This is a genomic window from Streptomyces sp. NPDC085937 (assembly GCF_044540535.1).
In the GTDB taxonomy this organism is placed as follows: Bacteria; Actinomycetota; Actinomycetes; order Streptomycetales; family Streptomycetaceae; genus Streptomyces.
On the sequence record NZ_JBITSH010000011.1, the window covers coordinates 242,649 to 263,535 of the forward strand.

19 protein-coding genes are annotated in these 20,887 nt (G+C 73.8%); 4 read left to right on the forward strand and 15 right to left on the reverse strand.

All coding sequences use genetic code 11. The features are described 5' to 3' along the window. Window positions 1-151 precede the first annotated feature (151 nt). A complete protein-coding gene (locus tag ACIF8S_RS23655; protein WP_349790767.1) occupies window positions 152-1,012 on the forward strand; it encodes a 3-hydroxybutyryl-CoA dehydrogenase in 861 nt (286 codons plus the stop codon). 122 nt (window positions 1,013-1,134) lie between these two features. Here the strand turns inward: ACIF8S_RS23655 and ACIF8S_RS23660 are convergent, their stop codons facing one another. The 10 genes from ACIF8S_RS23660 to infC all read right to left on the reverse strand — a co-directional run bounded on the left by ACIF8S_RS23660 (window position 1,135) and on the right by infC (window position 12,486). Then, window positions 1,135-1,662 (reverse strand): NUDIX hydrolase, encoded by a 528-nt coding sequence (locus ACIF8S_RS23660; protein ID WP_400001512.1) that lies wholly within the window; start codon window positions 1,660-1,662, stop codon window positions 1,135-1,137. Window positions 1,663-1,827: 165 nt separating this feature from the next. After that, window positions 1,828-3,168 carry a transcriptional regulator gene (locus ACIF8S_RS23665; protein WP_400001513.1) on the reverse strand — a complete coding sequence of 447 codons (1,341 nt, stop codon included), beginning with the start codon at window positions 3,166-3,168 and terminating at the stop codon, window positions 1,828-1,830. Between the two features lie 384 nt (window positions 3,169-3,552). Further along, complete coding sequence (locus ACIF8S_RS23670; RefSeq protein WP_400001515.1) at window positions 3,553-4,620, reverse strand: PP2C family protein-serine/threonine phosphatase; 1,068 nt, start codon at window positions 4,618-4,620, stop codon at window positions 3,553-3,555. Window positions 4,621-4,963: 343 nt separating this feature from the next. Next, window positions 4,964-7,477, reverse strand: coding sequence for a phenylalanine--tRNA ligase subunit beta (pheT, locus tag ACIF8S_RS23675; RefSeq protein WP_349790764.1), 2,514 nt, complete (start codon window positions 7,475-7,477; stop codon window positions 4,964-4,966). Continuing rightward, the gene (pheS, locus tag ACIF8S_RS23680) at window positions 7,477-8,598 is read right to left on the reverse strand and encodes a phenylalanine--tRNA ligase subunit alpha (protein ID WP_400001517.1); all 1,122 of its coding nucleotides are present in this window, start codon (window positions 8,596-8,598) and stop codon (window positions 7,477-7,479) included. The genes pheT and pheS overlap by 1 nt, the downstream gene beginning before the upstream one ends. Window positions 8,599-8,774: 176 nt before the next feature. Further along, complete coding sequence (locus ACIF8S_RS23685; protein WP_400001519.1) at window positions 8,775-9,920, reverse strand: ATP-binding protein; 1,146 nt, start codon at window positions 9,918-9,920, stop codon at window positions 8,775-8,777. Window positions 9,921-10,012: 92 nt separating this feature from the next. Continuing rightward, a complete protein-coding gene (locus ACIF8S_RS23690) occupies window positions 10,013-10,873 on the reverse strand; it encodes a TrmH family RNA methyltransferase (protein WP_400001520.1) in 861 nt (286 codons plus the stop codon). Window positions 10,874-11,055: 182 nt separating this feature from the next. Then, complete coding sequence (gene rplT, locus ACIF8S_RS23695; RefSeq protein ID WP_004933571.1) at window positions 11,056-11,439, reverse strand: 50S ribosomal protein L20; 384 nt, start codon at window positions 11,437-11,439, stop codon at window positions 11,056-11,058. 98 nt (window positions 11,440-11,537) lie between these two features. Then, complete coding sequence (gene rpmI / locus ACIF8S_RS23700) at window positions 11,538-11,732, reverse strand: 50S ribosomal protein L35 (protein ID WP_003977225.1); 195 nt, start codon at window positions 11,730-11,732, stop codon at window positions 11,538-11,540. Between the two features lie 109 nt (window positions 11,733-11,841). Next, window positions 11,842-12,486, reverse strand: a complete 645-nt coding sequence (gene infC, locus ACIF8S_RS23705) for a translation initiation factor IF-3 (protein WP_078540917.1) — start codon at window positions 12,484-12,486, stop codon at window positions 11,842-11,844. Window positions 12,487-12,861: 375 nt separating this feature from the next. Here infC and ACIF8S_RS23710 point away from each other — a divergent pair, with 375 nt between their 5' ends. Continuing rightward, window positions 12,862-13,239, forward strand: a complete 378-nt coding sequence (locus ACIF8S_RS23710) for a DUF1844 domain-containing protein (protein ID WP_024885136.1) — start codon at window positions 12,862-12,864, stop codon at window positions 13,237-13,239. Window positions 13,240-13,279: 40 nt separating this feature from the next. On the opposite strand, the gene ACIF8S_RS23715 is transcribed toward ACIF8S_RS23710, so the two are convergent. After that, a complete protein-coding gene (locus ACIF8S_RS23715) occupies window positions 13,280-14,011 on the reverse strand; it encodes an SseB family protein (protein WP_400001523.1) in 732 nt (243 codons plus the stop codon). A 60-nt stretch (window positions 14,012-14,071) separates the two neighbouring features. Here ACIF8S_RS23715 and ACIF8S_RS23720 point away from each other — a divergent pair, with 60 nt between their 5' ends. Next, window positions 14,072-14,758, forward strand: a complete 687-nt coding sequence (locus tag ACIF8S_RS23720; RefSeq protein ID WP_400001524.1) for a serine hydrolase — start codon at window positions 14,072-14,074, stop codon at window positions 14,756-14,758. On the opposite strand, the gene mycP is transcribed toward ACIF8S_RS23720, so the two are convergent. Further along, window positions 14,755-15,921, reverse strand: a complete 1,167-nt coding sequence (mycP, locus tag ACIF8S_RS23725) for a type VII secretion-associated serine protease mycosin (RefSeq protein WP_400001527.1) — start codon at window positions 15,919-15,921, stop codon at window positions 14,755-14,757. The genes ACIF8S_RS23720 and mycP overlap by 4 nt on opposite strands. Continuing rightward, on the reverse strand, window positions 15,918-17,057 hold the full coding sequence (locus ACIF8S_RS23730) for a hypothetical protein (RefSeq protein ID WP_400001528.1): 1,140 nt from the start codon (window positions 17,055-17,057) through the stop codon (window positions 15,918-15,920). Before ACIF8S_RS23730 ends, mycP begins: the two co-directional genes overlap by 4 nt. Window positions 17,058-17,799: 742 nt before the next feature. Between ACIF8S_RS23730 and ACIF8S_RS23735 the strand changes: the two genes are divergently transcribed. Beyond that, window positions 17,800-19,002, forward strand: a complete 1,203-nt coding sequence (locus ACIF8S_RS23735) for an amino acid deaminase/aldolase (RefSeq protein WP_400001530.1) — start codon at window positions 17,800-17,802, stop codon at window positions 19,000-19,002. 10 nt (window positions 19,003-19,012) lie between these two features. Here the strand turns inward: ACIF8S_RS23735 and ACIF8S_RS23740 are convergent, their stop codons facing one another. Beyond that, window positions 19,013-20,056 (reverse strand): DUF2510 domain-containing protein, encoded by a 1,044-nt coding sequence (locus ACIF8S_RS23740; RefSeq protein ID WP_400001588.1) that lies wholly within the window; start codon window positions 20,054-20,056, stop codon window positions 19,013-19,015. A gap of 48 nt (window positions 20,057-20,104) precedes the next feature. Further along, window positions 20,105-20,887 (reverse strand): 3-oxoacyl-ACP reductase, encoded by a 783-nt coding sequence (locus tag ACIF8S_RS23745; RefSeq protein ID WP_400001532.1) that lies wholly within the window; start codon window positions 20,885-20,887, stop codon window positions 20,105-20,107.

Genomic DNA, 20,887 nt, shown 5'->3' on the forward strand with positions numbered 1-20,887 from the left:
CACTCGGAACCGCCTGGTCAGGGCGGTGTCCCGGCCAGGATGCCGCACCCCCGCGATCGATCATCGATACTTCGGAGTAACGTGCTCGAACGGAGCAGGCGCCGGGACCCGGCACCCTGCCACAGCCGTAAGCAGGAGCGAAAGGGACGATGTGACCGACATCGAACGCGTCGGAGTGGTGGGCTGCGGTCAGATGGGCGCGGGAATCGCCGAGGTGTGCGCCCGGGCCGGACTGGACGTCAAGGTCGCCGAGACCACCGGCGAAGCCCTGGAGATCGGCCGTACCCGGCTGTTCAACTCCCTGTCGAAGGCGGCGGAGCGCGGCAAGATCAGCGAGGAGGAGCTGGCCACCACCCAGGCCCGGCTGACCTTCACCACGGACCTCGGCGAGTTCGCCGACCGTGACCTGGTGATCGAGGCCGTGGTCGAGAACGAGCAGGTGAAGACGGAGATCTTCCAGGTGCTCGACCAGGTGGTGACCCGCCCGGACGCGATCCTGGCGTCGAACACCTCCTCCATCCCGCTGGTGAAGCTGGCCGTCGCCACCTCCCGGCCGGACCACGTCATCGGCATCCACTTCTTCAACCCGGCCCCGGTGCAGAAGCTGGTCGAGCTGATCCCGGCGCTCACCACCTCCGAGGGCACGCTGAGCCGCGCGCAGGTCTTCACCGAGAAGGTGCTGGGCAAGCACGCGATCCGCGCCCAGGACCGCTCCGGCTTCGTGGTGAACGCGCTGCTGATCCCGTACCTGCTGTCCGCGATCCGGATGTTCGAGTCGGGCATCGCCAGCCGTGAGGACATCGACAACGGCATGGAGATGGGCTGCGCCCACCCGATGGGCCCGCTCAAGCTCTCCGACCTGATCGGCCTGGACACGGTCGCCTCGGTCGCGTACTCGATGTACGAGGAGTACAAGGAGCCGCTGTACGCCGCTCCCCCGCTGCTCCAGCGCATGGTGGACGCGGGCCGGCTCGGCCGGAAGACCGGGTCGGGCTTCTACAGCTACGAGTGACCTACGGCTGCGAGTGACCTCCGCGACAGCGGGCCCCTTGCCGGACACCGGCTCGGGGCCCGCTGTCGCGTCTTGGAAGCAGGCTGCGCTTCCCGCGCCGGCAGCGGAGCCCGGCCCGCTTCCTAGAGGCGCAGGTGGTGGAGCAGGAGCAACGCCGCCGCCATGTTGGCCGCCGGGACCTCGCCGCGGGCGACCAGGTCGGGAACCAGTTTCAGGGGCACCCACTCACGGCGGTCCGACTCGAAGTCGTCCACCGGGTGGCCGGCGTACTCGCCCTCGTCGGACCAGTAGATGTGGTGCCGCGCGTCAGTGAGGCCGTTGGACGGCTCCACGGTCATCAGGTGGTGCAGGGGGCCGGGCCGCCAGCCGGTCTCCTCCTCCAGCTCCCGCGCCGCCGCCACGGCGACGTCCTCGCCGTCCTCCACGACGCCCGCGGCGAGCTCCCACCCCCAGCTGTCGGTGATGAAGCGGTGGCGCCACAGCAGCAGGACCTCGTTGGCGTCGTTCACCACCGTGGCCACGGCGACCGGCCTGAGCCGTATGAGGAAGTGGTCGAGGTGACGGCCGTCCGGCAGTTCGACATCGGCGATGTTGACGCTGAACCAGCGATTTGCGTACACAGGTTGCTCGTTCTGTTTCGTCCACTGCATGGCTTTGCCGCCTTCCGATGGGTAAGGGGCAATATCGCAGCCGTGACGGCCGTGCAGCAGGCGCACGGGAGGCCGCCCGTGACGCATGGGGCGGCGCGGTGAGGCATGCGCCGGGCGCGGCGCGGTCCCGGCCGCCCTTCGTACGCCGGCCCGGGTCGCGGGCGTCTACAGCGGTACCCGCAGTGCCCCGTCGATGAGTTCGGCCGCCTCCGCGGTGCCCGGACAGCCGCTGCGCACCAGGTGCTCGCGCACGGCCCGCAGCCGGTCGCGCAGCCGCTGCGACTCCATGCCGCGGGCCTGCTCGGCCATCTGCACCGCGACGGCCACCGCCCGGTCGGCGTTGCCCTGGCGCAGTTCGATGGTGCTCAGCATGGCCAGCCGGTGCACCCGGCCCCGGTCGTGCGCCGGGTTGTCCACGGCGGCCGCCGCGTGCTCCCCCGCCGCCGCCAGCTCTCCGAGGCTCAACAGCGCCTCCGCCACTTGCACGTTGACCAGACCGGGCTGGACATAGCCGGTCTCGTCGGGCTCGTGGCCGCGCCGGATGCGCTCGGCGGACCGCTCGGCCCGCCGGATGCGGGACAGCGCGCTCGTGCCGTCGCCGAGGTGCGCGTACGCCTTGGCCTGCATCGCGTACAGGTCCGAGGCGAGCGCCGGGGTGATGTCGGCGCCCGCGGTGCGCAGCGCGGCCTCCGCGAAGGCGACGGCCTGCCGGAACGTCCGCAGGAACAAAGACTGGTTGACGAGCAGGGCGATCACGTAGGCGCCAAGCCGCCGGTCGCCGCTGGCCTTGGCGAGCCGCAGCGCCTGGTGGAAGTAGCGCTGCGCCAGGCCGTGCGCGTCGGAGTCGTAGGCGCAGATGCCGGCGATGGCGACCAGACTGCCGGTGGCCCGGTGCAGTTGACGGCCCGTGGCGTCGGTGTAGCTGCCGCGCAGCAGCGGGGCCGCCTCGGCGTTGAGGAAGCCGACGATCCGGGCCCGGGTCGCCATGCCTCCGGCCTTGCGGTACAGCTGCTCGTAGTGGGCGCGGGCGGCGCGCAGCATGTCCAGGTCGCCGGGGGTGACCCGGTGCGGGCCGCCGCGGGAGACGTCGACGTCCTCGGGCGGGTTCTCCCACTCCCAGACGGGCATCACGGCCGGGGTGCCGGTGACCGCGGGGGCGCCGAGCAGATGGGGGCGGCCCTGCTGGTCGGAGCGCCACAGCGCGGTGGCCCGCTCGACGAAGCCGGAGAGGGTGCCGGTGTGCGGGGCGGACGGTCCGCCGGGGACTCCGAGACCGATGTCGTCGAGGGTGACCGGGCGGCGCAGGCGGGCGGCGAGCACCTCGCAGATCAGGTCGGGCACCTGGCCCCGCGGGCGCTGGCCCTTCAGCCAGCGGGCCACGGCGGTGTGTTCGTACCGCAGCGTCAGACCACGTGCCCGGCCGGCCTGGTTGACGTGCGCGGCCAGTCCCGCGTGGGAGACGCCCGCCTCGTCCAGGATCGCGTCGAGCAGAGTGTTGGGCTGCATCTCGGGCCCCCCGTTGGCTCGGTGCGGACAGAGTAGTGGCTGCGCGTTCACACGGGGTGTGAACGGAGTGCCCGCATCCGTAGTGTGCACGCACTGTCGCGGAGCGTGCCCGGCCGGTTGACTGAAATGCCTCGAAAGAGGCCGGCCGGGCCGCCGGCTCCCCCTCGTACAGTGCGGCGGCCCGTTTTCCCGCCGTCCGCCCGGCTGCCTGCCCGACACTCCGTGGCCGGGCGGACGGCCCGCCGGCCTCGTGTGCCGCCCCAGAGGGCCGCCGTTCGGACCGGGCTGACTCGCGGCGTCTTTCGATCCGACCGGGCGTGGCTCTCGGCGTCTTTCGATCGGACCGGGCCTGGCTCGCGGGGTTCCTGATCCGGACGAGGAACCCTAGCGGTCGGCGGTGGCCGAGCGGGGGACGCCGTGGGACTGGTGCGCGGACGGGGAGCAGCGCTCGTTCCTGAGGATCAGCAGCGCCACGTCGTCCTTCGGCGGACCGGCGGTGTGCCGCAGCAGCGCCGCGAGGACCGTCCGCAGTACGGCCTGGGGAGTCTGTGGACACTCGCGCGCTGCCTCGGCGAGGACGCCCCGCAGCGGGAAGAAGCGGCCCTCGGCGTCGCGGGCCTCCTCCGCGCCGTCGGTGTGCAGGACCAGGGTGTCGCCGGGGAGCAGCCGGCCGCAGGCCGTGGTGGGCAGCTCGCCGGGGAGCGGGAACGGGCCGAGGGGCGGGAGGGGCTCGGCCACGGCCAGCGGTTCCGCGCCCGCGCCGGTCAGCACGTACGGCCAGGGGTGACCGCAGTTGAGGGCGCGTACCTCACCGTCCGGGAGGATCTCCAGCAGCAGGACGGTGACGAACTCCTCGGCGGCCGGGGTGGCACCGTCCCCGATGTCGCGCTCGCCGTGCGCCTGCTCGCGCAGATGCCGGTCCAGGGCCCGCTCCAGCCGGCGCAGCACCCCGGCCAGGTCCGGCTCGTCGTGGGCGGCCTCGCGGAAACTGCCGAGGACGGCGGCGCCGGTGCGGACGGCGCCGAGGCCATGGCCGCGGACGTCACCGATGACCGCCCGTACGCCGTGCTCGGTGGCCGTCACCTCGTACAGGTCGCCGCCGATCCGGGCTCCCCGGTCGGCGGAGAGATGGACGGCGGCGACGGCCAGCCCGTCGACCCGGGGCGGTGGGGGCCGCAGCAGCACGCTCTGCGCGGCCTCGGCGATCCGCCGGGCGTGCCGTACCTCGCGCAGCATGCGGCGCCGGATGTGCAGCACGATGCCGGTGCCGGCCGTGCACAGGACAGCGCTGCTGACCAGGCGCGCGCCGATGGCGTCGTCCTGGGCGAGCGGGCAGGTCAGCCGGTAGACGACGGCGACGGCGCCCCAGGCCGTGGGTACGGCGAGGGAGCGCACCCGTGACAGGAGCCGGGGTCGCACCCCTCGGGGAGCCCCGGGCTTGAAGCGGATCATGCCGATGGCCCCCCAAATAGGCCCGGACAGCGCAGACCGGCCTCGAGAGGCCGGTCCGATTCTGTCGAGCGTTGCCCCCGATCCGGTCGCATCACCCGGCTCAGTCACCCGAACGAGTGAGTAACCGGTAGGAGGCCGATGTTCCGCCTGCTGACCAGCCCTGACATGCCCGCGCCCGCCCCCGCATATGCCCAAAGCGGAACCGTCCCTCCGGCCCCTGAGAAGCCCCGGAGCCCCAACGCCCCCACCCCGCCCCGCCCCCGCCCCCGAACACACGAGGGGCCGGTCGCAAGGCGGCTGCCTTGTGACCGGCCCCTGCGCGAACGCGGGAGGGCGCACGGCGTCAGCCGCGGAGTACCGCTCCGGTGCGGTCCGTCGCCAGGGCGACGGCCGCCTCGCGGGCCGCCGACGCCTCGTCGACGGTCAGCGTGCGGTCGTCCGCGCGGAAGCGCAGCGCGTACGCCAGCGACTTCCGGCCCTCGCCCAGCTGCTCGGCGTTCTCGTAGACGTCGAACAGCCGGATGGACTCCAGCAGTTCCCCGGCGCCCTCGCGCAGCGCGGCCTCCACGTCCGCGGCGGGCACGAACGCGTCGACGACCAGCGCGACGTCCTGCGTGGCGACCGGGAAGGTGGAGATGGACGGCGCCTGCGGGACGGTGTCGCCGATCCGCTCCAGGACGTCCAGGTCCAGCTCCATCGCGCAGGCGCGCGCGGGCAGGCCCAGCGCCTTCAGCACACGCGGGTGCAGCTCACCGGCGTGGCCGACGACGCGCTCGGTGCCGTCGACGGTCGCGGTCAGCTCGGCGCAACGGCCCGGGTGCCACGGCCCGTACTGCCCCTTGCGGATGCCGAGTTCGGCGCCGGCCTCACGGGCGACGGTCCGGGCGGCCTCGACCGCGTCGGCCCAGTCGGCCGGGCGGCCCTTGCCCCACCAGCCGGCCTGCTCGCGGGCCCCGGCCATGACCACGGCGACGTGCCGGGGCTGGTCGGGCAGCGCGGCGTTCAGCGCGGCGATGTCGTCCGTGCTCGGCCGACGGTCGACGGACAGGTCCGCGGCGGTCCTCGCCGTGTCCCGCGGCTGGAAGACCAGGCCGGTCTCGAACAGCGCCAGGTCGTGCGAGCCGCGGCCGTCGTTGCGGCGCAGCGCGGCCAGCAGCCCCGGCAGCAGCGAGGTGCGCAGCGCCGGCTCCTCGTCGCTGAGCGGGTTGACCAGCTTGACCACACGGCGGGCCGGGTCGTCGGCGTCCAGGCCGAGCTGGTCGAAGACCTGCTCGCTGACGAACGGGTAGTTCGGCGCCTCCACGTAACCGGCCCCGGCCAGCGCCCGCCCGATCCGGCGGTGCAGCCGCTGGCGGCCGGTCAGTCCCCGGCCGGCGGGCGGCCTGGGCAGGGTGGAGGGCAGGTTCTCGTAACCCTCCAGCCGGATGACCTCCTCGGCGAGGTCGTTCGGGTCGGTCAGGTCGGGCCGCCACGACGGGACGGTCACGATCAGCTCGTCCTGGCCGTAGACGTCGCAGCCGACCTCCTGGAGGCGGCGGACGACGGTCTCCCGGCCGTAGGCCACACCGGCGACCTTGTCCGCGTGGTCGGCGGAGACCGTGATGGTGTGCGGCGCGCTCGGGGCGATGACCTCGGTGACGCCCGCCTCGGCGGTGCCGCCCGCGAGCAGCACCAGCAGGTCGACGGTGCGCTGCGCGGCGGCCGCCGCGGCCTGTGGGTCCACGCCACGCTCGAAGCGGCGGGAGGCCTCGGAGGACAGCTTGTGGCGACGGGCGGTACGCGCGATGGACACCTGGTCGAAGTGGGCGGCCTCGATGACCACGTCGCCGGTCGACTTCTCGACGTCGTCGTGGTCGGCGATCTCGGTGTCGGCGCCGCCCATGACGCCGGCCAGGCCGATCGGACCGCGGTCGTCGGTGATGACGAGGTCCTCGGCGTGCAGCTTCCGCTCGACGCCGTCGAGGGTGACGATCTTCTCGCCCTCCTGGGCGCGGCGGACGCCGATGGTGCCCTGGACCTGGTCGCGGTCGTAGGCGTGCAACGGCTGGCCGAGCTCCATCATCACGTAGTTGGTGACGTCGACGGCGAGCGAGATCGGCCGCATGCCGACCTTCTGCAGGCGGCGCTGGAGCCAGATCGGGGAGCGCGCCTCGGGGCTGAGGCCGGTCACCGTGCGGGCGGTGAAGCGGTCGCAGCCGGCCGGGTCGGAGACCTTCACCGGGTAGCCGAAGGCGTTCGGGCCGGGTACGTCGAGCAGCGCCGGGTCGCGCAGCGGCAGGCCGTAGGCGATGGCGGTCTCGCGGGCCACGCCGCGGATGGACAGGCAGTCGCCGCGGTTGGCGGTGACGGCGATGTCCAGGACCTCGTCGACCAGTTCGAGCAGCTCGACGGCGTCCTTGCCGACCTCGGTCTCCGGCGGCAGCACGATGATGCCGTGGGTGCCGTCGTCGCCCATGCCCAGCTCGTCGCTGGAGCAGATCATGCCGTGGGACGTCTTGCCGTACGTCTTGCGCGCGGAGATCGAGAAGCCGCCGGGCAGGGTGGCGCCAGGCAGGACCACGACGACCTTGTCGCCGACGGCGAAGTTGCGGGCGCCGCAGACGATCTCCTGGGGCTCACCGGTGCCGTTGGCCCGGCCCACGTCGACGGTGCAGAAGCGGATCGGCTTCTTGAAGCCCTCGAGCTCCTCGATGGTCAGCACCTGACCGACGACGAGCGGGCCCTTGAGGTCGGCGCCGAGGTGCTCGACGGTCTCCACCTCGAGGCCGGCCGAAATCAGCTTGGCCTGTACGTCACGGCCGGTCTCGGTGGCCGGCAGGTCGACGTACTCCCGCAGCCAGGAAAGCGGGACCCGCATCAGATCTCCATCCCGAACGGCCGGGTGAACCGGACGTCACCCTCGACCATGTCTCGCATGTCTTCGACGTTGTGGCGGAACATCAGCATCCGCTCGATGCCGAACCCGAAGGCGAAGCCGCTGTACTTCTCCGGGTCGACGCCGCAGGCGGTGAGCACCCGCGGGTTGACCATGCCGCAGCCGCCGAGCTCGATCCAGCCCTCGCTGGAGCAGGTGCGGCAGGGCCGGTCGGGGTTGCCGACGGACGCGCCCTTGCAGACGTAGCAGAGCATGTCCATCTCGGCGGACGGCTCGGTGAAGGGGAAGAAGTTCGGCCGCAGCCGGGTCTTCATCTCCGCGCCGAACAGCGACTGCACCATGTGGTCCAGGGTGCCCTTGAGGTCCGCCATGGTCAGGCCCTCGTCCACGGCGAGCAGCTCGACCTGGTGGAACACCGGCGTGTGCGTGGCGTCCAGCTCGTCGGTGCGGTAGACCCGGCCGGGGCAGATCACGTAGACCGGCAGCTCGCGGTCGAGCAGGGAGCGGACCTGCACGGGCGAGGTATGGGTGCGCAGCACGACACCGGACTCGGTGCCGCCTTCCGGGCCCCGCACGAAGAAGGTGTCGGCCTCGCCGCGGGCCGGGTGGTCCGGGCCGATGTTCAGCGCGTCGAAGTTGAACCACTCGGCCTCGACCTCGGGGCCCTCGGCGACCTCGTAGCCCATGGCCACGAAGATGTCCTCGATGCGCTCGGAGAGGGTGGTGAGCGGGTGCCGGGCGCCGGCCGGGACGCGGTCGTGGGGCAGCGTGACGTCCACGGCCTCCTCGACCAGGACGCGCGCGTCGCGCTCGGCCTCCAGCTCGGCCTGGCGGGTGGCGAACGCCTTGTTCACGGCACCACGCGCCTGGCCGACGCGCTTGCCGGCGTCGGCCTTGGCGTGCGGGGGCAGGGCGCCGATCTCGCGGTTGGCCAGGGCCAGCGGGGACGTGCCGCCGGTGTGCGCGACCTTGGCCTCCTGGAGCGCGTCGAGGGAGTCCGCGGCGGCGAAGGCGGCGAGCGCCTCGTCCCGCATGCGCTCGATCTCTTCCGGTTTCAACGCCTCGACCTCGACAGGGTCGTACGACTTATTCGGTGCCGACATCTCTTCCCGTGCTTCCGGTTGGCTGGCTGATGGTCCCCGTCATCGACTCGTGGACGAATGGTCCGTCGCGCGTCTGCTCGGCGTCGCGGCTGTCCGTCCTCGGGACGCAAAGGTGCCAAAGGCCGAGTCTAACGGGGTGGGGGAACGCGAAGGCGCCCGTGGGGGCCGCCTGCGTCTCAGGTGAGATACGCGGGGGCCGCCACGGGCAACGTAAATCGGAACTCGGCGCCGCCGCCGGGGGCGCGTCCGACCGTGATGGTGCCGCCGTGGGCCTCGACGATGCCCTTGACGATGTACAGCCCGAGGCCCGTGCCGCCGCGCTTGCTGCCCCGCCAGAAGCGGGTGAAGACGCGGTTCATGGACTCCTCCGGGATGCCGGGCCCCTCGTCGCTGACGGTGACCGACGTGGCTGCGGGTTCGGCGTGCTCGCGGTCACGCGGGGACGCCGAGGGTGTGATGTCGATGGTGACGGTTCCCTCGCCGTGACGCACGGCATTTTCCAGCAGGTTGCTCAGCACCTGGTCGATCTTGTCGGGATCGGCCCACAGCGCGGGCAGGGGGTGCTGCACCCGCAGCAGGAACCGGTCGGCCGCCTGCCCGGCGGCGACGTGCGCCTGGATGTGCCGGCCCACGGCGGCCCCGATGTCGACGGGCTGGCGGCGCACCTCCAGGCGCCCGGAGTCGATGCGGGATATGTCGAGCAGCTCGGCGATCAGCCGGGTGACGCGGTCGGCGTCGGCGTCGACGGTCTCCAGCATGAGCCGCTTCTGGTCGTCGGTGAAGCGTTCCCACTTGGCGAGGAGGGTGGCGGTGAAGCCCTTGACCGAGGTGAGCGGGGAGCGCAGTTCGTGCGCGACGGTCGCGATCAGCTCGGCGTGGCTGCGCTCGGTGCGGCGGCGTGCCTCGGTGTCGCGCAGGGTGACGACGACACGGCGGACGGGTCCGGTGGGGCGGGTGCGGACGTAGCGGGCGGAGACCAGGACCTCACGGCCGCCGGGCAGCAGGAGGTTGCGCTCGGGCTGGCCGACCCGGATGGCGAGGCCGCCGTAGGGATCGGTGAGCTGCCACCAGCGGCGGCCCTCCAGGTCCTCTAACGGCAGCGCGGTCTCCAGGGACCGGCCGAGGGCCTGCTCGGCGGGGACGGCGGTGATGCGGACGGCGGCGGCGTTGAAGCAGATCACCCGTCCGTGCTCGTCGGCGACGACGAGTCCGTCGGGCAGCTGGTCGGGGTCGATGCCGAGGCCGGCGAGGTCACCGGGCCGGGGCGCGGGCGGGCGCTCCGTGCGCTGTGCTCCCGGTGCGCTGCTCGTGCCGACGCTCATCCCCGTACCCCACCTCTCGGAACGTCCTCGGGGCGCCCCGTCCTCGGGCCCCGGCCGAGAGCTTGGGGAGGGTCCCCGAGCTGGTCAGCCTACTAGCTCCCGGTGACGGAACGGGACCCTCCGGCGGCGCGCTGTGCACGTGCCGACGCGTAGAGACATACGGCGGCGGCGGTGGCGAGGTTCAGACTCTCCGCCTTTCCGTGGATGGGCACCCGGACGACGGCGTCGGTGAGGGCACGGGTCTCGTCGGGCAACCCCCACGCCTCGTTGCCGAAGACCCAGGCGGTGGGGCCGCCCATGGTGCCCTTGTCTAGCTCCTCGTCGAGGTCCCGGTCGCCCGCCCCGTCCGCGGCGAGCAGCCGTACGCCGGCGTCGCGCAGTCCGGCGACGGCCCGCTCGACGGGCACGTTCACGGCGACGGGCAGGTGGAAGTGGGAGCCGACGGAGGCGCGGACGGCCTTGGGGTTGTACAGGTCGACGGAGGCGTCGGTGAGGACGACGGCGTCGGCCCCGGCGGCGTCGGCGCAGCGCAGTACGGTGCCGGCGTTGCCGGGGTCGCGCACGTTGGCGAGGACGGCGACCAGGCGGGGGCGGGCGGCGAGGATCTCCTCGAAGGGGGTGTCCAGGAAACGGCACACGCCCACCAGGCCCTGCGGGGTGACGGTGGTGGAGATGTCGGCGACGACCTGCTCGGAGGCGAGGTGGACGCGGGCGCCGGCGTCCCGGGCGGCGCCGATGATGTCGGCGTAGCGCTCGGCGGCCTCGGGGGTGGCGAACAGCTCGACGAGCGTGGCGGTGTCCCCGGTACGGTGCGCGGCGGCCTCCCGGACGGCCTGCGGCCCCTCGGCGAGGAACAGCCGTTCCTTCCCCCGGAAGTTCCGCCTGGCGAGCCGCCGCGCGGCACTCACCCGACCGGAACGGGGAGAGATCAGCTCAGGACCAGCGGACACCATTTCAGTCACCTTCAACTTCTCGACCGAGGGCCGGCACAACACCCTCAGGGGCGCGGGGAACTGCGCGACCAGCCACGACGAACCCGCAGCCGACGACCCGGCCGAGGGCAACGACAACAACGGGACCCGCAGGCCGAAGCCTGCGGGTCCCGAGAAGAGAACGTCGGCCGAGGCCGACGACCTCACGCAGCCTTGGGCGCGTTCACGTCCGCCGGCAGCGCCTTCTGCGCGACCTCGACGAGCGCGGCGAAGGCGGTGGCGTCGTTGACGGCCAGCTCGGCCAGGATCTTGCGGTCGACCTCGACGTTGGCGGCCTTCAGACCCTGGATGAAGCGGTTGTAGGTGATGCCGTTGGCGCGGGCAGCGGCGTTGATGCGCTGGATCCACAGCTGACGGAAGTCGCCCTTGCGCTTCTTGCGGTCGTTGTAGTTGTAGACCAGCGAGTGGGTGACCTGCTCCTTGGCCTTGCGGTACAGGCGCGAACGCTGACCGCGGTAGCCGGAGGCCTGCTCGAGGATCGCCCGGCGCTTCTTGTGGGCGTTGACTGCCCGCTTGACGCGTGCCACTTGTTAACTCCTTGTAGCGGGGCCGTGGTGGTGCTCGCACGGCCCGAAATCGATTGGGTCCCGGTCTGACGTACGTACGGCGCTCGCGCGCCGGGGCGTCACTTGCCGAGAAGCTTCTTGATCTTCGCGGCGTCGCCCGGGGCCATCTCGGCGTTGCCGGTGAGGCGACGCGTCACGCGGGACGACTTGTGCTCGAGCAGGTGGCGCTTGCCGGCACGCTCGCGGAGCACCTTGCCGGAGCCGGTGATCTTGAAGCGCTTGCTGGCACCGCTGTGCGACTTGTTCTTCGGCATAGCGCCGTTCTCTCCTCGTCGGTGGCGCTCCTGTGCCCGGTCGTGAAACCGGGCACGGTGGAGCGTCGTACTTGTTCGGGTTGCTTCCTGGGGCTGGCGCCCCGGGGAGTCACGCCTCGGCCGGCTCCTCGGCCGCCTGGACGGAGTCCGCGTCCGCGGCGTTCTGCGACTTGCCGGGGTTGGCCTTCGCTTCTGCCTTGCGGGCTTCCTGTGCCTGGCGGGCCTCGGCCATCGCCTCGGTCTTCTTCTTGTGCGGACCGAGAACCATGATCATGTTGCGGCCGTCCTGCTTCGGGTTCGACTCCACGAACCCGAGGTCGGCCACGTCCTCCGCGAGACGCTGCAGCAGTCGGTAGCCGAGCTCCGGCCGGGACTGCTCGCGACCACGGAACATGATCGTGATCTTGACCTTGTCGCCCTGCTTGAGGAACCGGACGACGTGACCCTTCTTGGTGTCGTAGTCGTGCGGGTCGATCTTCGGCCGGAGCTTCATCTCCTTGATGACCGTGTGCGCCTGGTTCTTGCGCGCCTCACGGGCCTTCATGGCCGACTCGTACTTGAACTTCCCGTAGTCCATGAGCTTGCACACGGGCGGACGGGCGTTCGCCGCGACCTCCACGAGGTCGAGGTCGTACTCCTGCGCAAGCTCCAGGGCCTTGGCAAGCGGGACAATCCCGACCTGCTCGCCGCTGGGACCGACAAGTCGCACCTCGGGAACGCGAATCCGGTCGTTGATGCGGGGCTCGGCGCTGATGGATCCTCCTCGGTAGCACCACGCGACGGTCTGGCGGACAGCCGCGTAACGTCTGTAGTTCTTGTGAGACCTAACCGCGCCGAAACACAAAAAATGCCCCGGACGATCACAGGCGGGGCTCCTCGAACTACCGGAGCACCGCCGCGGGGACCGCGGGGCGCGCTTTCGGGCTGATCGCCGACTCGGGGACGGGACCGCCTGACCGGTGACCCGCCGCCCTGAGGGCGGCCAGGTGGGAGTTCAAGGCCTCCACTTGTGGGCCGGGCCTGTGCGCCGTGAGGCATACGGGTCCGACCGGTCGCCCACCAGATTACCAGGATCGCTTGACAAGGGCTAACCGGAGGGCGCCGGACGCCACCGCCTATCGTGTGGGGCATGAGTGAGACCTCCCCCTCGGACACCCCCGAGACCCCCGGCAACCCCGACTTCGACGCCATGGCCCGCGACATCGCGGAGGTCCCGGCGGTCGAGGTGATCGTGACGGTCGCCGTCAACCTGATGAGCGCCGCCGCCGTGAAGCTCGGTCTGACCGAGGAGGGCGACCAGCACAAGGACCTGGACGAGGCCCGCAAGCTGGTGCACGCGCTGGCCGGTCTGCTGGACGCCTCGGCGACCGAGATCAGTTCCTTCCACGCGGCGCCGCTGCGGGACGGCCTGAAGTCGCTGCAGCTCGCCTTCCGCGAGGCCTCCGTGGTCCCGGACGAGCCGGGCCAGGGGCCGGGCGAGAAGTACACGGGCGCGATCTACGGCTGACCGTCGGGCGCCCCATCGCCGGGGCGCCCGCTCCGTCCTCTCAGCTACGTACGTACAGGGGCTCGCCGGGCGGCGTCGCCTCGGCCGGCAGGACTGCCAGGTCGAGGCCGCGCACCAGGCGGGCCCTCAGTGTCTCGTCGGCGGCGAGCCGCTGCGCCACGGCGCGGGCGGCCTCGGCGACCTGCGCGGCCGGGTCGAGGACCAGGGCGAGGGTGCCGTCGGCCTGCCCCGGCCCGAGGTGGGCGCGCAGCACGGCGGGCTCGGCGGCGACGGCGGCCCGTACCGCCTCGACGACGGCGGGGTCCCGGAGCGGGTCGGTGCTGGTGCGGCCCTCGGCGAGGGCGAGCAGCGTGGGCCCGGTCAGTTCGAAGGGCACGGGACCGGCGAGGTCGAGGACCACCGTGTCCGCCTTCTCGTGCGCGGCGGCCCGGAGCGCCTGGTGCAGCGGTACCGCGACGGGGCGGGCGTCCGCGTCCCAGCGGGCGAGCGCGTCGGTGGAGGTGAACGCGGGCAGCGCGGTGCGCCCGCCGGCCTTCAGGGTGGGCACGGCCATGTCGCTGGTCTTCTCGCGGCGCAGCCCGTGCTCATCCTCCTCCACCTCGCCGAGCAGGGCCACGACGGGCACGAGCAGCCGGGCGTCCTTGAGGGCTTCCAGGACCGGTCCGACGGCGTTGCCGTCCTCCGCCCAGGCGGCGAGCGCGGCGCTCAGCCGGGGGTCGGCGGTTCCGTCGTCGTCGCGGAAGGGGGAGTCGGGAATGTTCTTGTTCGCCACGGTCACCGACCTTAGCGGCCGTGCGGGGGACGCCCGGACGCGGGCGGGAGGGAGCGCGAGGTGACGGACGGGCCGAGGGTGTCGGCGGCGGCGCTGGATCTGGCGAGCGGGGAGACGTACGCCTCGGGCGAGGGTGTCTTCGTGACCGCGAGCGTGGTGAAGGTGGACGTCCTGACCGCGCTGCTGCTCGGCGCGCGGGACGCGGGCCGGGATCCCACCGCCGCCGAGCGGGCGCACGCGGAGGCGATGATCGTGCGCAGCGACAACGACGCGGCGACGGCGCTGTGGCAGGGGGTGGGGCGGGCGGCGGGGCTGGACGCGGCGAACGCCCGGCTGGGCCTCACCCGCACCGTGGCCGACGCGCGCTGGGGGCTGACCCGGACCACTGCCGGGGACCGGGTGGCGCTGCTGCGGACGATCTTCGCCCCGGGCGGGGAGGCGGACGCGGTCCTGGACGCGCCGGCGCGGACGTACGTACGGGGCCTGATGAAGCAGGTCGTGCCGGAGCAGGCCTGGGGCGTGCCGGCCGTGGCCGACCCGGGCACCGGGTGGGCCGTGAAGAACGGCTGGCTGCCCCGGGACGCGACCGGCCTGTGGGTCGTGAACAGCACGGGGTGCGTGACGGCCGGCGGGCGCGTGTGCGCGGTGGCGGTGCTGTCGGACGGGCACGCGTCGATGGCGGAGGGAGTGGCGCGGGTGGAGGAGGCGGCGCGGGAGGCCGTGGACGTGCTGGCGGGGCGCTTCTAGAAGGTCTCGTTCTCGGGGCGGCGGGCGCGCCAGAGGACCACCGCGGCGACCAGCAGCACGCCGCCGGCGCCGCCCGCCAGGGGCGCGGCCCAGTCGGCGGTGTCGTCGCCGGAGGTGCCGGCGTCCGGGCCGGGGCCGAAGTACTCGTCCCCGTAGGCCGCCGCCTTCAGGCCCTCGGGCTTCAGCCGGCCGGCGGCCTCGATCGCGGCGGCCGGGTCGACGAAGCCGAAGCCGCGGGAGTCGTCGCGGCCGGCGGCGGGGGCGTTGCGGGCGGTGTCCTCCAGGAGCCGCTTGATCTGGGCCGGGGTCAGGTCCGGGTGCGCCGACCTCACCAGGGCGACGGAACCGGAGACGAACGCGGCGGCGGCGCTGGTGCCCCAGCCCTCGTAGTACTTGTGGTCGGGGTCGGCGATGATCACGTCGACGCCGGGGGCGCTGACGGTGGCGTACCAGCGGCGGGTGGAGAAGGGGGCGCGGGTGCCGTAGCGGTCGACGGCGGTGGCGGCGATGACGCCCGGGTAGGCCGCCGGGTAGCTGATCCGGTCGCCCTTGTCGCCGCCGTTGCCCGCGGAGGCGACGACGACCACGCCCTTGCGCAGGGCGTACTGGATGGCCTCGTCCTCGCCGGGTTCGGGGTGCGCGGAGGCGGAGTCGTCGCCGAGGGAGAGGTTGATGACGTCGGCGCCGTGGTCGGCGGCCCAGCGGATGCCTTCGGCGAGAGCGTTGCCGCGGGTGCTGCGGGCCTTGGCGCGGGCCGGGTCCTTGTCCTCGAGGATGACGCGGACGGGGAGGATCTTCGCTTCGGGGGCGACACCCAGGACGCCGTCGCCGTTGCCCGGGCCGTGGCCGTGACCGGCGATGATGCCGGCCATGGCGGTGCCGTGGCGGGCCCAGGCCTCGTCGCCCTCGCGGGCGCCGAAGCCCACCAGGTCCTTGCCGGCCAGGACGTTGCCGTCGAGGTCGGGGTGGTCGGCCTCGACCCCGGTGTCCAGGACGGCGACGGTGACGCCCGCGCCGCGCGTGGTGTTCCAGGCCCGGTCGGCGTGCAGGGCGTCGAGGCCCCACTGCCGGTCGCGGATGGCGTCGGCGTGCGCGGCGGTCACGGGGACCAGCACCAGGGCGGCGGCGAGCAGGCCGCCGAGGGCGGCGGGGCGCTTCCTCATGACGGACGCTCCGTGGCGCTTCCGGCCCGCTTGCGCAGGGCGCGTTCGAACCGGTCGGCGAGGCCCCGGGCCTCGTGGCCGAGGCCCGCCTGGGCGGGGGCGGTGGTGGCTCCGGACCGCATGGCGTCCTCGGCGGGCTGGGGCTCGTCGACGGTACGGCCGTCGGCCCAGCCGGAGACGGCGTAGACGACCACGGGGGCGTCGGTGAGCACGGAGATCGCCCAGGAGGCGCGCTGTCCGGGGCCGAAGCCCTCGGCCGCGGTGCCCTTTGCGGCGTACGGCAGCGGGACGAGGTCGCCGCGGCGGTCCAGGCGTTCGCGGTCGAAGCGGCCGGCCAGGGCCTTCATGCCGGCCGCGTCGGCCTCGGTGAACAGCAGGCCGACGGTGGTGACGTGGCTCTGGGTGGCGTCGGTGTAGGTGGCGCGCAGCAGGCGCTCGCAGCCGACGGGGGTGAGGACGCGGGTGAGGAGGGCGTCGAAGGCGCCCTTGCAGCCGCTGTCGGGGGCGACGGCGATCCGGGTCCAGACCCGGTCGGCCTCGCCGGGGCCCGCTCCCCCGCCCTGGACGGTGGGCGGGAACAGCTGGTCGACGGGGACGTCGTGCCACAGGTCCCCGGCGACGGTGAACGCGTGGCGGGTGCCGGGTCCCTCGGGGCCGTCGGCGAGCCAGGCGCCGGTGACGGCGCCGCCGATCAGGCCGGTGCCGAGGACCAGGCAGACCGCGGCGGCCACGATCTGCGCACGGGTGCGCCGGGCGAACGGGCGTGACGGTCCGCCCCCGTCGTACCGCTCGGGCTCGCCGAAGGAGATCACGGTGGGGCGCCCGCCGGGGACGCCGCCGGGCGCCATGGGGGCGCTCCAGGACAGCGCGGGGTCCGGTTCGGCGGCGCGGGACGGGGCGGGGGTGCCGGTGCGGTCGGCGGGCGCGGTGCGGTCGGCGGGCGCGGTGCCGCGGGCCGGGGGTGCCGTCGGGGCCTCGGGGGCGGCGGGGGGTACGGCGCGCAGCCGGGCCGTCGTCTCCGACGGGGTCTGGGCGCCGGGGCGTACGGCCGGACGCGGAGGTACGGAGGGGGCGGGGCGTACGGCGGGACGCGGAGGTGCCGAGGGGGCGGGAGGCGCGGCGTCCGGCGAGGGCATGCCCCGGCCGACGGTGGGCGGGGCGTCGGGGAACCGGGCGGAGGCCTGCGGCGGGGGTGCGGCAGAGGCGGGGCTGTCGGTGCCGGTGGTGCCGATGCGGGGGAAGCGCGGGCGCGGGACGTCAGCGCCGTGACCGGTCGTCTCCCGACGGGGACTTGGCGCTTCCGGCGTTCGGGGAGCGGGGTCCGGAACGGTGCCCCGCGTTCGGCCGGCCGCCCCCGTCCCCCCGGGAACACCGGGCGCCGCAGGGACGTCGGCCGGCACGCCCGGCGCGTCGCCCTCGCGTCCGTCCGCCGTCCGCTCGGCGGGTTCGACGGGTTCGGAGGCGCGCGGGGTCCGGGGGTCGAAGAGGCCAGGGCCGCCCGAGGTGCGCGCGCTGGCGTCGGGCGGGGAGGCGGGGGCCGGGGGCTGGGCCGGGCGCGGCGGGACCGAGGGGCGTGGGGGGAAGGAGGCGCGGCGCGCTTCCGTGCTCATGCACCCCCCGTTTCCTCGTGCCCGGGCCGGACCTCGTCCGCGGCCGGTGTATCGCTGCCCCGTGGCCGGGCGCGGACGCGTCCCGGGCACAGATACCCGTACGGCAGGCGCGTCATCCGCCCGGACGACCGGGCCGGCCCCGTGCCGCCGTGCGTGCGCGTCACTCTACGGCGTGCGGCGCGCCGAACGGGAACCAGTCCGCAGGCCCGCGGCATCTGCCCGGAACGTCCCTCTACCCTGCGGTAATCCGGTCTGGCAGGCTTCGGTCATGACTGCGCGCGCCGCCGACCGGGCCCGTTACGATCGGGCCACCGCCCAGCTCGACGCCCCCGTCGCGATCGTGGATCTCGATGCCTTCGACGCCAACGCGGACGATCTGGTCCGCCGTGCCGGGGGCAAGCCGATCCGGGTCGCCAGCAAGTCCGTGCGCTGCCGGGCGCTGCTCGAACGGGTCCTGGCCCGCGAGGGGTTCGCCGGGATCATGTCGTTCACCCTCGCCGAGTCGCTGTGGCTGGCCCGCTCCGGCTTCGACGACGTCCTGCTCGCCTACCCGTCGGCCGACCGCGTCGGGTACGCCGAACTCGCCGCCGACCCCAAGCTCGCCGCGGCCGTCACCGTGATGGTCGACGACCCGGCGCAGCTGGACCTGATCGACGCCGCGCGGGACGGCGGCGGCGAAGTGGTGCGGGTGTGCCTGGAGTTGGACACGTCGCTCAGGCTGCTGGGCGGGCGGGTGCGGGTCGGCGCCCGGCGCTCCCCGCTGCACTCCCCCGCCCAGGTCGCCGAGGTGGCCCGCGCGGTGGCCCGCCGGCCGGGGTTCAAGGTCGTCGGGATCATGGCGTACGAGGGGCATGTCGCCGGGGTCGGGGACGCGGTGGCCGGGCGGCCGCTGCGGTCCCGCGCGGTGCGGCTGATGCAGGCCGCCGCGCGCCGTGAACTCGCCGAGCGGCGGGCCGCGGTGGTGCGGGCGGTGCGCGAGGTCGTGCCGGACCTGGAGTTCGTCAACGGCGGCGGCACGGGCAGCGTGCAGCACACGGCGGCGGAGGACGCGGTGACCGAGATCGCGGCCGGGTCGGGGCTGTACGTGCCGCGCCTTTTCGACAACTACACGTCGTTCACGGGCCGTCCGGCCGCGCTGTTCGCCCTGCCGGTGGTACGGCGGCCCGGGGTCGGCGTGGTCACGGTGCTGGGCGGCGGCTATCCGGCCTCCGGCGCTCCCGGCGCGGACCGGCTGCCCGTGCCGTACCTGCCCGAGGGCCTGCGCCACGACCCGCAGGAGGGAGCCGGCGAGGTGCAGACGCCGCTGCTGGGGCCGGTCGCGGACGATCTGCTGATCGGCGACAAGGTGTGGTTCCGGCACGCCAAGGCGGGCGAGCTGTGCGAACGGTTCGACGCGCTGCACCTGGTCGAGGGGGACGCCGTGACGGCGACCGTGCCGACCTACCGGGGCGAGGGGCGGACGTTCCTGTAGTGGCCCGGCCTCAGTCCTCCGGGCCGATACTGCTGCCGACCCCGCCGCCGGAGGCCTGGTCGGCGACCGAGCGGATGCCCTTGGTGATGCGGTCCATGTCGGCGAGGGGCGGGCCGTCGGGGCCGGCCTCGAAGACGAACCGGACGAGGACCGGGGACTCGGTGCCGACGCTGGACGGGAACACCAGCGACTGCACGTAGCCGCCGGGGCCCTTGCCGGTGGTCACCCGCCAGCGCACGAGGTATCCGGCGCGGCCCGCCACCGCGACCGGGCCCGCCTCGAGGACCTGGTGGGACTTCATGCCGCCGTAGGGGCGGTTGCCGAGGGTGTCCTCGTCGAAGGCCGCCTCGGCCGCGTCGGAGATGTCCGCCTCGGCGAGCGCCCGGGGCGAGGACTCGTCGGTCGCGGTCACCGTGCGGGAGAGGACGAGGCCGCCGCGGCAGAGCGAGCCCTCGCCGGGGCAGTCGTGGGTGCCGTCGGTGGTCATGACGGCGTCCTTCTCGACCACGTGCTGCGGCCGCACCCAGCCGTCGAGGAGCGGGAAGGTGACACCGTTGAGCTCGTCCTCGACGACCCCTTCGTCCTCGGGTCCGGGCTCGGACGTGGAGGGTGAGGGGGTCGGGGACGTCGGCTCGGTCTCCGGGGCGGAGACCGTGGAGGTCGGAAGGGTCACGGCGCGGGGGTCGTCCTCGCCGCCGGTGAGCAGGACCGCCCCGGCGACGACGGCGGCCACCAGCACGGCCCCGGCGGCGGTCAGCGCGACAGCCTTGGCCCCGCCTGACCCGCCCGAGCCGCCGGTCCCGCCACCACCGGGCGGGGCCGGAGGACCGAAGCCTCCCGCAGCCCCGTACGGGCCCGGCATACCCGGCGCGCCCGCCGTGTGAGGGGCGCCCGCCGTGTGAGGGGCGCTCGGCGCACCGAAGCCGCCCTCCCCGGACGCCGGCGCGGGCCCGACCGCCGGTGTCCGCCGGTGTTCGGTCCACGCCGTGCCGTCCCACCAGCACTCCAGGTGGGGGGCGTGCGGGTCGCGGTACCAGCCGGGCGGCGGCGTCAGGCTCATCCAGGCACTGTAACGACGGGCGCCGTCACCTCGTGCCGCCCGCTACAGCGGTGTGACGTACGCCCCCGAGATGCCGCCGTCGACGAGGAAGTCGGTCGCGTTGACGAACGACGAGTCGTCGCTGGCCAGGAAGGCGACGGCGGCGGCGATCTCCTCGGCCTCGGCGAACCGGCCGAGCGGGATGTGCACCAGCCGGCGCGCGGCCCGCTCCGGGTCCTTGGCGAACAGCTCCTGCAGCAACGGGGTGTTGACCGGTCCGGGGCACAGCGCGTTGACCCGGATGCCCTCCCGGGCGAACTGCACGCCGAGCTCGCGGGACATGGCGAGGACGCCGCCCTTGGAGGCCGTGTACGAGATCTGCGAGGTGGCCGCGCCCATCCGGGCGACGAAGGACGCGGTGTTGATGATGGAGCCCCTGCGCTGCTCCCGCATGTAGGGGATGGCGGCCTTGCAGCACAGGTAGACGGAGGTGAGGTTGACCTCCTGGACGCGTTTCCACGCCTCCAGGCCCGTCTCCAGGATGGAGTCGTCGTCGGGCGGTGAGATCCCCGCGTTGTTGAAGGCGACGTCGACGCTGCCGTACGTCTCGTACGCGGTACGGAACAGCACCTCGACCTGCTCGGGGTCGGTGACGTCGGTGTTGACGAAGATCCCGCCGGTCTCCTCGGCGGCGGCCTTGCCTCGTACCTCGTCGACGTCCGCGCAGACCACGTTCGCCCCCTCGGAGGCGAGGCGGCGCGCGGAGGCGAGCCCGATGCCGCTGCCGGCTCCGGTGACGACGGCGGTGCGGCCGGTCAGGCGGCGGCAGATGATGTCCTCGCTCAT